Origin of the sequence: Arthrospira sp. PCC 8006, assembly GCF_046480465.1 — a bacterium.
In the GTDB taxonomy this organism is placed as follows: Bacteria; Cyanobacteriota; Cyanobacteriia; order Cyanobacteriales; family Microcoleaceae; genus Limnospira; species Limnospira platensis.
In genome coordinates, this window is the sequence record NZ_PKGG01000122.1 from 1 (window position 1) to 15414 (window position 15414).

The 15414-nt window shown below is 44.5% G+C and carries 13 protein-coding genes, 1 tRNA gene and 1 pseudogene; 4 read left to right on the forward strand and 11 right to left on the reverse strand.

The genetic code is table 11. The features are described from left to right. Nucleotides 1-349: 349 nt before the first annotated feature. A pseudogene (locus B9T16_RS16875) lies at nucleotides 350-1544 on the forward strand (RNA-guided endonuclease InsQ/TnpB family protein). Between the two features lie 688 nt (nucleotides 1545-2232). Here B9T16_RS16875 and B9T16_RS16880 read toward each other — a convergent pair. Beyond that, nucleotides 2233-3519 (reverse strand): Glu/Leu/Phe/Val family dehydrogenase, encoded by a 1287-nt coding sequence (locus B9T16_RS16880; RefSeq protein ID WP_410245309.1) that lies wholly within the window; start codon nucleotides 3517-3519, stop codon nucleotides 2233-2235. Nucleotides 3520-3807: 288 nt separating this feature from the next. Here B9T16_RS16880 and B9T16_RS16885 point away from each other — a divergent pair, with 288 nt between their 5' ends. Further along, entirely contained in the window at nucleotides 3808-4926 is a 1119-nt protein-coding gene (locus B9T16_RS16885) for a TRAP transporter substrate-binding protein (protein WP_410245310.1), read from the forward strand. A gap of 5 nt (nucleotides 4927-4931) precedes the next feature. Here B9T16_RS16885 and B9T16_RS16890 read toward each other — a convergent pair whose 3' ends face one another. The 7 genes from B9T16_RS16890 to secG form a co-directional block, all read right to left on the reverse strand. After that, nucleotides 4932-6521, reverse strand: a complete 1590-nt coding sequence (locus B9T16_RS16890; protein ID WP_410245311.1) for a bifunctional metallophosphatase/5'-nucleotidase — start codon at nucleotides 6519-6521, stop codon at nucleotides 4932-4934. Between the two features lie 30 nt (nucleotides 6522-6551). Continuing rightward, a complete protein-coding gene (locus tag B9T16_RS16895) occupies nucleotides 6552-6878 on the reverse strand; it encodes a DUF4926 domain-containing protein (protein ID WP_006618752.1) in 327 nt (108 codons plus the stop codon). 190 nt (nucleotides 6879-7068) lie between these two features. Then, nucleotides 7069-7242 carry a hypothetical protein gene (locus tag B9T16_RS16900; RefSeq protein ID WP_014275388.1) on the reverse strand — a complete coding sequence of 58 codons (174 nt, stop codon included), beginning with the start codon at nucleotides 7240-7242 and terminating at the stop codon, nucleotides 7069-7071. 414 nt (nucleotides 7243-7656) lie between these two features. After that, nucleotides 7657-7941 carry an RNA recognition motif domain-containing protein gene (locus B9T16_RS16905; protein WP_006618750.1) on the reverse strand — a complete coding sequence of 95 codons (285 nt, stop codon included), beginning with the start codon at nucleotides 7939-7941 and terminating at the stop codon, nucleotides 7657-7659. Between the two features lie 199 nt (nucleotides 7942-8140). Further along, a tRNA-Ser gene (locus tag B9T16_RS16910) sits at nucleotides 8141-8227 on the reverse strand. A 107-nt stretch (nucleotides 8228-8334) separates the two neighbouring features. Then, on the reverse strand, nucleotides 8335-9066 hold the full coding sequence (locus tag B9T16_RS16915; protein ID WP_410245312.1) for a peptidase: 732 nt from the start codon (nucleotides 9064-9066) through the stop codon (nucleotides 8335-8337). After that, nucleotides 9054-9284, reverse strand: coding sequence for a preprotein translocase subunit SecG (gene secG, locus B9T16_RS16920; RefSeq protein WP_006618748.1), 231 nt, complete (start codon nucleotides 9282-9284; stop codon nucleotides 9054-9056). The genes B9T16_RS16915 and secG overlap by 13 nt, the downstream gene beginning before the upstream one ends. Before the next feature lie 62 nt (nucleotides 9285-9346). On the opposite strand from secG, the gene B9T16_RS16925 reads away from it, so the two are divergent. Further along, nucleotides 9347-10795, forward strand: coding sequence for an MFS transporter (locus B9T16_RS16925; RefSeq protein WP_006618747.1), 1449 nt, complete (start codon nucleotides 9347-9349; stop codon nucleotides 10793-10795). Between the two features lie 21 nt (nucleotides 10796-10816). Here the strand turns inward: B9T16_RS16925 and B9T16_RS16930 are convergent, their stop codons facing one another. The 3 genes from B9T16_RS16930 to B9T16_RS16940 form a co-directional block, all read right to left on the reverse strand. Continuing rightward, on the reverse strand, nucleotides 10817-11551 hold the full coding sequence (locus B9T16_RS16930) for a M50 family metallopeptidase (RefSeq protein WP_410245313.1): 735 nt from the start codon (nucleotides 11549-11551) through the stop codon (nucleotides 10817-10819). A gap of 110 nt (nucleotides 11552-11661) precedes the next feature. Further along, the gene (locus tag B9T16_RS16935) at nucleotides 11662-14313 is read right to left on the reverse strand and encodes a C39 family peptidase (RefSeq protein WP_410245314.1); all 2652 of its coding nucleotides are present in this window, start codon (nucleotides 14311-14313) and stop codon (nucleotides 11662-11664) included. A 177-nt stretch (nucleotides 14314-14490) separates the two neighbouring features. After that, nucleotides 14491-14925 carry a peroxiredoxin gene (locus tag B9T16_RS16940; RefSeq protein ID WP_006618744.1) on the reverse strand — a complete coding sequence of 145 codons (435 nt, stop codon included), beginning with the start codon at nucleotides 14923-14925 and terminating at the stop codon, nucleotides 14491-14493. A gap of 159 nt (nucleotides 14926-15084) precedes the next feature. Between B9T16_RS16940 and B9T16_RS16945 the strand changes: the two genes are divergently transcribed. Next, nucleotides 15085-15414, forward strand: a 330-nt coding sequence (locus B9T16_RS16945; protein ID WP_410245315.1) for an Npun_F0494 family protein, incomplete at its 3' end; no start/stop codon positions are given.

Consider the following 15414-nt stretch of genomic DNA (forward strand, 5'->3'; position numbering starts at 1 on the left):
TAGGATTTACCTGCACAGTAGTGCACGTGTAAGCGCATACCTTTAAGGGGAAATGATGTGAATTAAAGCCAATGCCTAACTGTAATGGTTAGGATATGCCCACTAGTCACGGTGTGGATATAGAGATGGCGACAATTAGGAGTGTTTACGACGATAGCGAGTTTAAAGACTACGATGTTGTATTTAGCTCTAAAAGTTGAAGTCACAAAGCCGGAAGTTGTTATCCTGTTCCCGATGTCAAAAGGGGTATCCACATCAGGAGCCGTGTGATGTGAAAGTATCAAGCACGGTTTTGTATTGGAGTTGGGGAAGGTGACTACCCTTTCGACCATAACAGTCTGTTCGAGCCATGCTTGTTCTCGAGTTCAAAGTTAAAGGGAAGTCCCACCAATACGCAGCGATTGACGAAGCGATCCGAACCGCACAATTCGTTCGCAACAAAGCACTGCGCTATTGGATGGACAACCGAGGTGTTAACAAATACGACCTTAACAAATACTGTCGAGTCCTTGCTCGAGAGTATGACTTGGTTCGAGAACTCAACAGYACGGCTCGTCAAGCTTCGGCCGAACGTGCCTGGTCTTCAATTTCTCGTTTTTTTGAAAACTGCCGCCAGCAAGTTCCCGGCAAGAAAGGATATCCCAGGTTCAAGAAAAAYAGTCGTTCTGTCGAGTACAAAAACTCCGGTTGGAAGTTACTCGACCCTAAGCATATTGTCTTTACCGACAAGAAAGGGATCGGACGACTCAAGTTGATTGGAACTTGGGATTTGGCGTTTTACGGTACAGAACAAATCAAACGGGTTCGGCTGATTCGTAGAGCCGACGGCTACTACGCACAGTTYTGCGTCAAAGTAGACGTTCGAGAAGAAATCGAACCATCAGGAAATACCGTGGGTTTAGATGTCGGACTCAAGGAATTCTACACCGATTCAAACGGACAGAGCGAACCGAACCCTAGGTTTTATCGAAACGTCGAGAAAAAGCTGAAACGCGCTCACCGAAGGGTGAGCCAAAAACAGAAAGGCTCTGCCAACCGAAAAAAAGCCGTTAATCGACTCGGGCGAACACACCTCAAAATAAGTCGGCAACGTGAAGAACACGCCAAGAGACTGGCGCGTTGCGTAATCCAATCTAACGATCTGGTGGCCTACGAAGATTTGAGGATTAAGAATTTGGTGAGAAACCACTGTCTGGCCAAGTCGATTCACGATGTAGGTTGGTATCAGTTCAGGAAATGGTTGGAGTATTTTGGGGTGAAATTCGGCAAGATTACCGTAGCGGTGAACCCTGCCTATACCTCTCAAAAATGCTCGAGCTGCGGCACGGTTGTCAAGAAAAGTCTCTCGACTCGAACCCATGTTTGTCAGTGTGGGTGCGAGTTAGACAGAGACTATAACGCAGCCATCAACATTCTGAACGCTGCCTTAAGTACCGTAGGGCATACGGAAACTTAACGCTTCTGGAGATTTGACCGCTACTTTGGTTGGTGCAAACCTGTCAGAGCAAGTCGAGTCGTTGAAGGAAGAATCCCCACGCCTTTAGGCTGGGGAGTGTCAACCATTTCTACCCTCTTCAATTGTCCTCAAACCCGGCTTAAAGATAAACTTTTATAATCTCTCCGAACAAATAGATTTAAACTTCCAAAGTTTGTTAAGAATTAATAAGTTTTTATTGCCAATCCCTCGCAAATAGTTGACGAGATTATAAGGGTTGTGATACCATAAAATAAATCGCACCCAAGGGCTTTCCATGTCTTGCCGTAAAAATAGACGCTATAACCCTGATTATATCGCGATTAAAGTTATTCTCTCACCAAAATATTAAATTCACGATGCACGAGTTTTTCGCCAAAAAGCGATCGCTCTTTTTCCAGCTATTGACAAAAACGCCATTATGTGCATTCCCCCTCTCTCCCCAGAGGGCGAGTTTATTAATCTTATCGCCCCCAGGCGAGGAACTAGCAGAACCTGCCGAAACAGAGAGAGAGGGCGGGTTTATTAATCTTCTGGTGGTTCAATTAATTAACAGCAGAACCCGCCGAAACAGAGAGAGAGGGCGGGTTTATTAATCTTCTGGTGGTTCGATTAATTAACAGCAGAACCCGCCGAAACAGAGAGAGAGGGCGGGTTTATTAATCTTCTGGTGGTCCGATTAATTAACAGCAGAACCCGCCCCTACATGATCGCCGTCTACCAGGGGGAAATGGAGGAGGAATAATGATCAAGTATTCCTATGGATAGAGTCCCCTATCCTTAATAGCTTGTGCGACCCGACCGACACCGAGAGTATAGGCAGCAAGTCGTAAAGAGACAGACCGCTGTTGGGAATGTTGGCTAACGCGGTGGTAAGCACTACGGAGTAGTTTTTCCATTTCGCGATTAACCCGTTTTTCATCCCAGAAAAGGAAAGACTGACCTTGTACCCATTCAAGATAGCTAACCACCACACCACCAGCATTAGCAAGGATATCTGGTAAGACAGTAATCCCCCGCCTTTCCAGTATTTGGTCTGCTATGAGAGTAATGGGCGCATTAGCAGCCTCTGCCACTAATTTAGCCTGAATGCGATCGGCATTATCTTCAGTAATTTGGTCTTCCAAAGCAGCAGGAATTAGAACATCACAGGGGAGGGTGAGTAATTCAGCATTGCTAATGCTATCGCTACCAGGAAAACCCACAACAGTTTTCTGGTTATTCACATGAGATTGCCAAGCCGGAATATCCAAGCCATGATCCGCAAAAACCCCGCCAAAGGCATCAGAAACAGCAATAATTTTAGCCCCTGCTTCGTGAAGAAGCTGTGCCGCCGCGCCGCCAACTTTTCCGAATCCCTGAATAGCAATTGTCACACCTTCTAGGGTTTGTCCTTTTTCTAATAAGGCTTCTCTGACAGTAATCATCACCCCGCGTCCGGTCGCCATATCTCGACCTTTTGAACCACCAATAGATAGGGGTTTTCCGGTGACGACACCTAAGACAGCATGACCCATATTCATAGAATAGGTATCCATCATCCAAGCCATTTCTCGTGAGGATGTGCCGATATCGGGTGCAGGGATATCGATCGCCGGACCAATATCTTTAATCAATTCGCTAGTGTAGCGACGGGTGAGGCGTTCAAGTTCCCCTAGGCTATATTGTGCCGGGTCAATAGCAATGCCACCTTTAGCGCCGCCGTAGGGAATGCCTAATAGGGCACATTTCCAGGTCATCAACATCGCCAAGGCTGACAACTCTCCCAGATTAACGGTTGGATGATATCGGGTTCCGCCTTTATAGGGACCGAGGACATCACAGTGCTGCACCCGGTGTCCGGCGAGGATTTGTACTTTTCCATTGTCTAATTTAACCGGAATGGAAACGGTGACGACTTTCCGGGGATGTTCTAAAATCACCAAGATATTTGGGTCCATGGCTAGTTCCCCAGCCGCTTGGTTTAAATAGCTACAGGTGCGATCGAATGGACAAATATAAGCCGGAGTCGGCGATGTGGTCGTTACCTGGGATGATACAACCATAATTTATTAAACCTCTTTATTAATTCATTGTTCAGGCTGAAGCCAGAAGCTAGACAGTACAGCGATCTGTTCTGACCAACTTCTTGATCCCCAGCTAGATTCCCTCATATCTGTACCATAACTTAAAAAAATCTATAAATACAAAATTATGTAAAAATTGTTACAGTTTTAAATTATGTGATATGGTATATCAGCCAAAACTGGCTCAGTGAACCCGTTGGGTTTAAAATTAGATGAAATACTCAAGCCCACTGGCCTAATTTCTCTCACCGAAAGTAAGCAAAAATTATGAAACGTCGAAATATCCTCGGTTATGCTGCCACTGGAGTGGCCACCGCCGCCGCCTTGGCTGCCTGTAGTCCCCAAAATACGGGTCCGGCTGTTCAAAGTGACTCTTTACCACGGGTACGGTGGAAAATGGCTACAAGTTGGCCAACTTCCCTAGATACCCTATATGGCGCTGCTGAACTCATCGCGGAATTGGTCAGTAAACTAACAGACGGAAGATTTACTATACAAACTTTTGCGGCGGGGGAAATTGTGCCGGGGTTACAGGTGTTGGATGCTATTCAACAGGGGACTGTCGAATGTGGCCACACGGCGAGTTATTACTACATTGGTAAAAACCCGGCTTTGACTTTTGGCACTTGTGTTCCCTTCGGACTTAATACGCAGCAACAGATGGCTTGGCTATATCATGGCGGCGGTATTGAGGCGATGAATAAGCTATATGCCGATTTTAATACTATTGCTTTTCCGGCCGGAAATTCTGGGGCTCAGATGGGGGGATGGTTTAAAAGAGAAGTAAATAATATCGCTGATTTGAATGGTTTAAAAATGCGGATTCCTGGCTTTGGTGGGGAGGTTCTCTCCCGGTTGGGGGTGAATGTTCAGGTTTTACCGGGGGGGGAAATTTTCCTGGCTTTGGAAAGGGGGGCTATTGATGCGGCGGAGTTTGTTGGTCCCTATGATGATGAAAAGTTAGGCTTAAATAATGCGGCGAGGTTATACTATTATCCGGGTTGGTGGGAACCGGGATCTAGTTTTGATTTACAGATTAATTTGGTGGCTTGGAATAGGTTGCCGACGGAGTATCAGGAAATTCTGAAAACAGCCGCGTCGGCGGCTAATATTCAAACTTTAGCTAAGTATGATGTGCAAAACCCTCAAGCGTTGAAAAGGTTGATTGATGGAGGGACTCAGTTAAAGGCTTTTAGCCCAGAAATTTTACAGGCTTCTTTGGCTGCAACTACGGATTTACTGGAGGATATGGCTAGTATAAATTCCTCTTTCCGAGATATTTATGAACCCTGGAAAGAGTTTCGAGATAACATCCGACAGTGGCACGCTGTGGGTGAGTTTGCTTTCAGTAATTTTGTGTCAACACCTATTTTAGAAGGGTTGTAGCAAGGTTAAAGAGGTGCTTTGATGATACGATCGCCTACTGGGGGGTTAATCAGGGGGCGATCGCTTATATAATCAGCCACAACATCTGACAGTAAAAAACCAGTATCTATCTGATTTTTAGACTGTTTGAAAATTTCGTAACCATCGCCGCCTGTCATTAAAAAAGTGTTGGTAACTACCCGATAACTCACACCATCTTCTAGGGGTTTCATGCTACCATCAGGACTGGTGACATTAACTGACATAATCCGCGAACCTATGGGCGCTTCTGGATTCCACATCAGTTGAATTCCAGACACTTGCGGAAAACTTCCCTCTCCCTTTTCTACTCTACTAACACCATGTTCTAACAGTTGTTTAATCTGATTTCCGGTTAAGTCACAACGAGCGATCGTATTTCCGAAGGGGAGAACTTCCATAACTTGACCAAGGGTGATCTTACCCGCCGGAATGCTGGCTCGAATTCCGCCCCCATTAATAATCGCTATTTCCGCACCGTCTGGCTGCATTTTTGCCAGAATTGCATCAGCAATTAGATTTCCTAAGTTGGTCTCAATCGAGCGAATATTTCGGCGATCGCCATCTAGTAAAGTATCAGTTTCACCAATAACTTGATTTCGTAATTCTTCCAGGGGTGCTTGGAAAACTTGCAATTGCGCTTCAAAATCTGGGTCAGGAATAATACTTTCATCCACAGCATGAGGAGAACCCGCCCAAGATATTAGATGACCTCTACCATCAAAAACAACTTGTAAATCCCCTAAATATTTCCCCCATTCCCAATCAGTCACCACTAACACATTATCCCCATTAGGGGAAGTTTCCACCAAAGGATAAGGTTGAGTCGCCCCTGGTATATTTCCTAGGGGAGTGTGGGAATGTCCGCCCACAATTAGATCAACTCCATCCACTTGTTGAGCTAATTTAATATCCTCATAAATACCTAAATGAGTCAGGGCGATGATTTTATTGACACCACGATCTGTGAGAATTTTAACTGTTTTTTTGGCAGCGGCGATCGGATCAATAAACTTAATACCTTCCCCAGGACTAGACAAAATCTCCGTGTCTGGTGTCGTTAACCCGAAAATACCTATTTGTTCACCATTAACATGAACAATAATCCAAGATTCGATTAAATCAGACAGCGGTGAGGTGACATCAATTTCCAGATTAGAGGAAATCATCGGAAACGCCGAACTTCTAATAAACTCCGCTAAGGTTTCCTGTCCTCGGTCAAATTCATGATTTCCGATCGCCACAGCCGCATAATTCATTTGATTATAAAAGGGAACATCTGCTTGACCTAAATACTTATTAAAATACAGAGTTCCCTGGAAAATATCCCCCGCATCTAGCAATAGGGTTGCGGTTTCATTCTCAGCCCGCAGTGTATCAATTAGGGCTTTTCGTCGCGCAATACCACCTAATAAATTATCCCCAACTTCCACCGATTCTAAGCGAGCATGATGGTCGTTTGTATGTAATAATCTTAGGCTAAAATCCTGTGATTTTACCAAAGAATCATGAAAGGCAATTCCTAGAAAAATTGCCCCCACAAATAAAACCCCATACAAGCGTACAGCCCACTTCATGATTATGACTAGATTATCAGTGCAGTTTTATTATACCTTTAATTCTGGCGAATCTGGCTGAGATTGGGGCGCTACAGAAGCATCTAAAACCGCTTGGGGTACTTCGTATTTAGTCCCGCCAAAGAGAGTGCCTAAATTACTTTCATCAGAGGTTTCTCCCATCACCATAAATTGTTCCGGGTTAAGAATCAGGTTTTCATACTCACCCCCCATAGTTAAGTCTACTGAATAACTTTCTTGGGGATTTTGATAACACTCTACAACGGTTCCTACGGTTCCCTTGGGGATAATTTGGCGACCAAAATGGGCTTTTATTTCTATTACGGTTTCAATTCTATCATAGAGTTTAGCTTTCATTGATTTTTGCCTCAATTTTCAAAATCATCACCTACAAAACAACCCTCCCCCAAGGATTAGGGAAGGGTTTAAGTTAGTCGGTAAACTTGTCCAAACAATCAGGTTTAAACTGGGCTTTCCAATACATTTGGGAAGCGTGATCAACAATCAAAGTTATTTGTATAACTGTTGTTATCACCAACCTAATCACCTACTCAGCCTTAGAATCTTGCTCTGAAGATGTTTGTTCACCCTCAGACGGGCGATCGTTGCGGTTGAAGCGCTTATTACGAGATGAGTGGGGGTTGAATCTCTTACGATACTGGCGTGCATTGGCCAGGTTGCGTTCAGCCTTTTCTTTTTTTAAATTACGACGCTTGGCCATCACGATTACCTCATAAAGACATAGTTGTGCTTGAACCTCCCCAATACTAAAACTATGGGGATTCCTGTCTACCCTCAAATGGGGGACAGCGGGACATTCAAGTATCCCTCTAAGCCCTCCAGCCTTGGCAGCTATTGGGCTTACTTTGGTTTTTTGGTTTCCGAGTCGATCGCCTAGCCATATAGCTACGCTCTGCATCTTCCCATTACTTGTCAGTTGTTTAGGCAGGCGGCCAGCATAGCAGTAGTGACTTACTGTGCAGGGATGACTCCGATACTAGAATACTTCCTTGGGTAGATGGTTCTCCGTACTTAATTTGGCTACGCTAGTTCGCCGTGTTTAGGACTGCGAACCGCCTACATCCCCATCGCCGCCGTCACGGACAGGCGATCGCTTTTCGGGTCAAAGTACTTTCTAATATCGTGGTCTGCGGCCCCCTCTATCAGGTTTCTTATCTTCCCGAGGACGAGCTTGGTTAACTCGAATTTCCCGTCCCATCCACTCAGCACCATCAAGTTCTTCGATCGCACGAGTTTCTTCTTCTTCGGTATTCATTTCCACAAACGCAAAACCACGAAACTTTCCAGTTTCGCGATCGGTGGGAAGATGAACCCGTTTCACCGTGCCATATTCTGCGAAGACTTCTTTTAGATCTTCGTCAGTGACATCATAGGATAAGTTCCCTACATAGATTGACATTTGTTTCCTCCAAAATCATTGATAACCGAGGGGACGACAGACCCGGGAGGAACGTCTGCTAATACCTTACGGAAATAACCAGCTAAGATCAACAACAAACTTTACCACCGAATCAACTGTTCTTAGATCATATCTTAGCACCACCAGGGTTAAGCTAAGGAACTCACCTTGATTTATCCCGATCGCATGAGTTAGCGAACGGAGAGGGAGGGATTCGAACCCTCGTTAGAGTCACCCCTAAACAGCATTTCCAGTGCTGCGCCTTCAACCACTCGGCCACCTCTCCAAAACCGTCGCATTTTTTAGTTTTACTCACAAGATATGTATCTTAGCAGAAGCCTATATGATTTGACAATACCCTTAGCAAAATTTCTTGAGATACCGGCTAAACCTTCATTCCGGTTCCTGAGCCCTCACATTAAGCCAACCCAGTTGCGTGGGTTGTTCATAAATACGGCGCAGGGTATTCACATCACGGGGGGAAATAGGCGGAGGTTCCCGAACCTGGGAGTAATACATCACATCCGTTTCCGTGGGACTATGGCCCCAAATTCCCAGGGCGTGCCCAAATTCGTGGCGAGTGGCTGCCGTGATATACTTCCCGCTTTGGGTAGGACTGAGCCAAATAGTAAAGCGATGGCCCAAAATATAAGAATCATTCCCAGTAATGGCTTTAAAAAGCTGATATCTGGCTTCCGCAGAACTAGCCCGCAGGTTTCCCGGTTGTAGGGGAGGGCGACGACGGAAAATCTGGATCTCGGCGCGATCGCTATCCTCAATAACTTCTATCGGTAAATAGGGGTTCCAGTCCATCACCGCATCTAAGACCAGATCCCGCCAATTTTCAGCCCCTGGATCAGTAGGGGATTCAATATAGACACGAACTGGAAAACTAGACCAGACCAGATGACCAAATCTAGGCGGCGCTATCTGGTCGAAATAATCACCACTGTCCGTAGGATCTTGCCATTGTTCTAAAGATGGGGGGAGGGGATGGGGATGAAACGGGATTGACAGATCCACAGCAGGCGATCGCCAACCGTAAACTACGATCACGAAAATCGTAAATAGACTCAATCCTATTAGCCTAAGCCTCACCAACCCCAAAATCCCTACCCAAGCCAACCAGCGCTTAAAATCGTGGTTAACCCCATAAATACAATTGCTAGTATCCAGGTAATGCGATTTAGGGTAACTTCCGCTGTTTTCGCGCTAGTAAACAGTTGCGCCTGTCCACCAATTCCCCCAATACCATCACCCTTGGGACTGTGCAGGAGTACCAAAATCACCAACCCTAGGGCCGAGAGTGACCAGATTGCCTGTAATATATCAGTAAGAGCCATAGTTCGTCATCAATTCCGTGCGTTTCGGCTTTCAGTATCTTAACATCAAACAGAACAACTCCATGGATGACTGGGAAATAAGAAACGGCTTAGACCTAAGCACACCCGTAGATTACACAGATTACAATTCAAGTTCAACAGGTAACTCCTACAGTTCATCAGACACTGTTGGGAAAAAGCCTTGTGCGCCGACACAGCCCAACTCAGACCCCCCTGACCCTGAACCAGAAGAGGAACGGGGATTTTTACCGGTTTTGAGAAATGGCAATTTTCTCGCCTTGTGGAGTGGACAGGTTTTCTCTCAACTAGCTGATAAAGTCTACCTAGTCCTGATGATTGCCGTCATCTCTACTGAGTTTCAACAGGCTAACCAGAGTATTAGCGGTTGGGTCTCAGCGGTAATGATTGCCTTTACCATTCCGGCTGTATTATTTGGAGCCGGAGCCGGGGTCTATGTAGACCGCTGGCCCAAAAAACTGGTCTTAGTGCTAACAAATTTGCTGCGAGGTGGGTTAGTTCTTATCCTCCCCATTCTCCTGTGGCTATCTGAAGGGATGAAATTTACCAAGTTCCCCTTGGGATTCTGTTTGCTATTACTGATTACCTTTTTAGTCTCTACTCTCACTCAATTTTTTGCCCCTGCAGAACAGGCGACTATCCCTTTAATTGTTGAACGAAAACATTTACTATCTGCTAATTCCCTATATACAACTACCATGATGGCTTCTGTGATTGTCGGTTTTGCCGTGGGGGAACCGCTTTTAGCTTTAGCCGATACTTTGCTAGAAGGCCTGGGGAGTCAATTACCCGTAGGAAAAGAGTTGATTGTCGGTAGTGGATATGCGATCGCCGGTTTACTATTACTATTGATGAAAACTGGAGAGCAACAAAATATTAGCTCACAAGAACAACCCCACATCCTCGAAGATTTACGCGATGGGATGCGCTATCTACGAGATCATCATGGAGTCCGTAATGCTTTACTGCAATTAGTCATTTTATTTTCCATCTTTGCCGCCTTAGCTGTTTTAGCCGTTAGGGTCGCTGAATTGATTCCTAACCTCAAATCATCACAATTTGGCTTTTTGCTGGCTGCGGGGGGCTTAGGAATGGCGATCGGTGCAGCTATTCTAGGTCATATAGGGCATAAATTTTCTCACTTTAGAATCGCACTATTGGGCTCCATTGGCATGGCTATTTGTTTGGTAGGTTTAGCATTTTTTAGTCAGCAACTAGCACCCGCTTTAGGGTTGATTGCCATGTTAGGCGTATTTGGTGCAATGGTAGGAATTCCCATGCAAACAACCATCCAAGCCGAAACCCCAGAAGAAATGCGCGGTAAAGTGTTTGGCTTACAAAACAATGCCATTAATATTGCTTTGTCACTTCCCCTAGCTTTGGCGGGTATTACCGAAACCTTATTTGGTCTTTCTTCTGTATTCTTGGCTTTAGCTATACTATCTGTAGTGGCAGGTAATTTAACTTGGTATATTTCCAAAAATGAGCGGTGAATATGGGTGGGTAATTAATTGTTAATTCTTGATTATTGACTCATCAGAACCATAGGCTATTTTCAGACTCCACCAGAAAATAGCAGTAGAAATAACCATAATTAAGGCAGCCCAAAACCATTGAGGTAGAAACAAATATTGGGCAATTCTCGCAGTATCAGAGACCAAATTTTGACCATCAATGTTAACCCAACTACTGCCAAATAAATAATGTTTTTGGTGGTAGGTACTCACAATAGCTTGCATTCCCATAAATTGTACAGTAAACGCCTTGATTTTTTGGGGTGTTTGAAAGGCAATGGATAAAATTAATAACCCCCATAGTAATATAGCAAAAACTCCGAACCAAGTCCTAATCCATAATAAAACCGATAGCAACATAATCGAACCCAAAGCCATTAAACACCAGTGGGCTGTTTGATAACGACGACTAGATAATATTAAAATTCCACCTGCTACAGCGGGACCCAACGGACCACCCATTGCTATTAATGCTCTGGCTAAAGAACCAAAGTTACCCGAATTATATGCGAGACCGGAACCATTAGGAAAAAGTAAGAGTTTATGAAAATTTCCTCCCAGTAAAATAGCAGTTAATCCATGACCCATTTCATGAAACCATGTAGCCAAAATGGAGAAAGGATATAAGACATAATTTCCCCAGTAAAATTGCCATAAGACAATGGTGGTAACAGCGGCAACAATTAACCAAACGACCCCGATTTTAGATGATGATGAGTATTTCAAATCAGACATAAATTATCCCTCTTCTATAGACTGGGGGCTAAAACAGGCCTTAACCCTGATTATATGTTAGCCTGAAATCCAGCAAAGTCACCCCAGGGCCACAAAAGAGGGACATTGAACTAAGGTCGGATGAAATGCGCCCAGACATTGCCATCTGGTCCACAAACTCGATTTAGGTAGCTATAAGAATAAGCAATGCGACGACCTTCGGTGTTGGAATAGCCAGTGTAAGCGTCTCCCCAGGGGTCATGAACGATATAGCCATATCGGTTGTAACCAATAACGGTGACAATATGACCCGAGGGAGTAAAATCTCCGGCTAATACGACCGGACGACTATTAATCAACTCGTTGCGAACCTCAGACCAGCGGCGAGTTGTGCTAAAACTGCCTTGAAAACCATAGGCGCGAATTAAAGCGGATAAAACACTGTGGTTAGTTTGAGAACCTTGTCCAGCATAATCAAAACACCACTGTAAGAGTTCATCTTCTAACTGTCCACCCCATTTAGAACGCACACCATAGTAGTGCATGACCATGGCGATACAGGTAACATTACAAGTAGACCAATAAAATCGGGGATTATCTCGCTGGGAAAAATAGGGGACATTGATTTGCACTTGTGGGGGAGTCGGATCAAAAACTTTTCCCCCTCGTTGAAACTTGACAAACTTGGGAAATATATAACCGGTATTACCAAAATTCGGCAATTCTTCAGTTAAGGCGACTCGGACATGGCTTTGCTCTATACTGTAGCTACTAACACCATAAACCCGACCCAGAGGAAGGGTAGTTTTTTCTGATTCTGCTAGTTGTCCTGAGTCTACGGGGCGTTTTTTGAGGACAGTGGTTTCCCTCATGGTCATGGTAATAGCATCGGGGTTATATGCGATCGCTTTTCCATCTCGCAATAAACTCACGTGCTGCCAATAAACATAACCCACATTACCAAAACCGGGGATAGATTGGTCTAGTGTGACCCGGAAATGACCGAATAAGGAAGCATATCCGCGAATAGCAAAAGTTTGTCCTAATAGTAACTCAGCAAATTGATCAGGTGCTAAATTGGCAGAATCAATCGGTTGCGCCTTAATTCGGGTAGTGGTGGTCACTAGCATTTGAGCGCTAATATTAGTGTCGGGAACTTCCTCCATGTCAAAAGCTAAGGTGGTGGTTCCTTGGCGCAACCGAATATGACCCCGGAAAAAATAGCCAAAGGAACCAATGGGAGGAATCCCATTTTCTAACAATAGTTTTAAGTGACCATCTACTAGACCATATTTGATGACTTTAAATGTTTGACCAGCGGGGACGGTGACTTGTTGTTCAGAACCGAGTAAATTAGCATCCAGGGGTGATACTTTAAATAGGGTATCTTCTATAACGTCAAGTTGTAGAGATTCCCCTACGGTCATGGCATTTTCACTGACGGTAATATTGACAATCTGACTTCCCACCAGTTGACCTTGAGCATCTGTGGCTTTAAGGCGCAGCCATCGATATCCGGGTTCACTAAATCCGGCTTCTAAATTAACCGTCCAGGTTCCGGCTTGTCGATTTATCACTACTTCTAAAGGATAACGGTCTTCGGCTACTAAAGAAACGGCGATCGCTTGTTGACCATCAAATTTACCTTTCAGAACCACAGGTGTATTTATTAACACTTCTGGGGGTCCATCATAGGTAAGGCTAGGAGTCGGAGAATAGGAAGCCGTAGCGCGGTTTAATTGCACAAAATCAGGAAAGAAATAACCAGTATTACCAAAACCTGGGAAATTTTCAGTTAAGGCAACTTTCAGATGTCCCTCTTCAGTGGTGTAACTTTGTACCCCATAAATCATTCCGGCGGGAAGGGTAACTTGTTCTTCTGGAGATAAATAGGCGGAGTCAATGGGGCGTTTTTTAAACAGGGTGGTATTAATAATAGTTAGGGTAATGGCATTATGATCAAAGGTGATTTCCCGGTCTCCCTGAAACATTTGCAAATGGTAGCGATACAAGTAGCCTACATGACCATAACCGGGGAGTGATTCGGTGAGTGTTACCCGAAAATGATCAGCTACACAGGCGTAACCTAGGGCTAGATAACTACTGCCTTGGCTGAGGGGATAAATGGCATTGTCCGGCAGTTTTGATCTATCATCGGGACTACGTTTAATCACTGTATCATGAGTTATCAATATCAGTTTAGTTCCGGGAGGATTGGGGGGGATATCATCCCGATTAAACCAGAGAATTTGGGAACCTTGCATCAGTAAAATATCTGACCGATAGAAATAACCATTTCTTCCTAAGTTACCCAGGGGATTAGTTAGTTGAATCGCAAAGTGATCATTTTGTACTTCGTAGCTATCAACTGCTAATATTTCTCCAGTTGACAAATCATATTTTTGCTCTGATGCCAGTCTATCAGTGGCTATAGCCTCATGTTTAAATGATGTATTTTTGAGGATAATTAATTGAGGAGATAAACCGATATTAAGCCCGGTATTACCTACAGTAAACTCAGCCAAAGTGTCAGCCACAATCTTACCGGATTTGTCTTTGCCTTGAACTCTTAACCAGCGTTTTCCAGCGGTATTAAAGCCTTTAGGCATGGGAATAAACCAAATCCCTAATCGAGGACTTAGTTGGGTAGGTAAAGGATATTGATCCTCAGCCAGAACCGAAATAGTATCAATGTATTGACTAGCGTAGTTGCCAATCAAAACCACAGGTTGATCGATGATAATATCGTTAGGGCCGAGATAGCTCAGGATAGTTTCACTCATCTTTCTAAAAACCGTAGGGGTAAGAACCGTAGGGTGTCTAAGGGCGCATTTGACATTACACATCCCACAATGGTTAGCATAACTCAGTGGCGCACCAATAAAGCCACCCCTAGAAAACTCTACGGGTGGCTAATGGTTTAAAACGGATATTTTTTTAATTTTCAATTAGCGATCGCACTAATTGACTTTAGCAAGAATATCCTGAGCGTGGGTAGAGGTGTTCACCTTGTCATCAACATGGTCAATGACACCCTCACCATTGATAATATAGGTAACACGCTTGGCATAACCGCCGCCATCTACATCATAGGCTTTGGTAATAGCGCCATCGGTATCCGCCAAAAGTTGGAAAGGTAAGCCATATTTTTCGGTAAACAGCTTGTGGGAGGCTTCGTCATCAGTGCTTACACCCAAAACCACCATATCCCGGCTTTGATAGTTTTCGTAGTTATCCCGGAAACTTTGGGCTTCCTTAGTGCAACCAGGGGTGTCATCCTTGGGGTAGAAGTAGAGAACAACAGTTTTCCCAGCAAAGTCAGAGAGGGAAACCGTATTCCCGTTGGTATCTTTAGCGGTAAATGCGGGGGCTTTAGTACCAGCAGATAAAGCCATGTTATGGTTGTCCTCCTGAAAACGAGTTTGATATGCTCTGTCTATTTATGAAGTTATTTTAAGATATTTTGCAATCAATTACACAATCTGATCAAAATTTGGCTCGAAAGGTGGAGGATAATATACTCAAAATCAGCCATCAGGAAAGCCCATCAACCCATGAGTGCCCCTAATTCGGTTTCCAAGTCGATAGAATATTCTACCGCGACGATCGCCCGAGCCCAGCGAGCCATCCGCTGTTCTCCGTTTCAAATCAAACTTTTAACCGATTCCATTGACCAAAGCGTTAAACTAAGTGCCATTAGCGGAAATCGGGGCGTAGAGTTAGGATATACGCGATCGCCTCTACCGGAATTGAGAGCCGAAAACGCCCTTTTATGGCTAATCCAAGTCGGAGTATTGAGGCGAGAAGTGGACGGTCAGGGAATCACCGATAGTTTTCGACTGACTCCCCTAGGGCGAAAAGTAGCAGAAAGACTAGCCACCGAT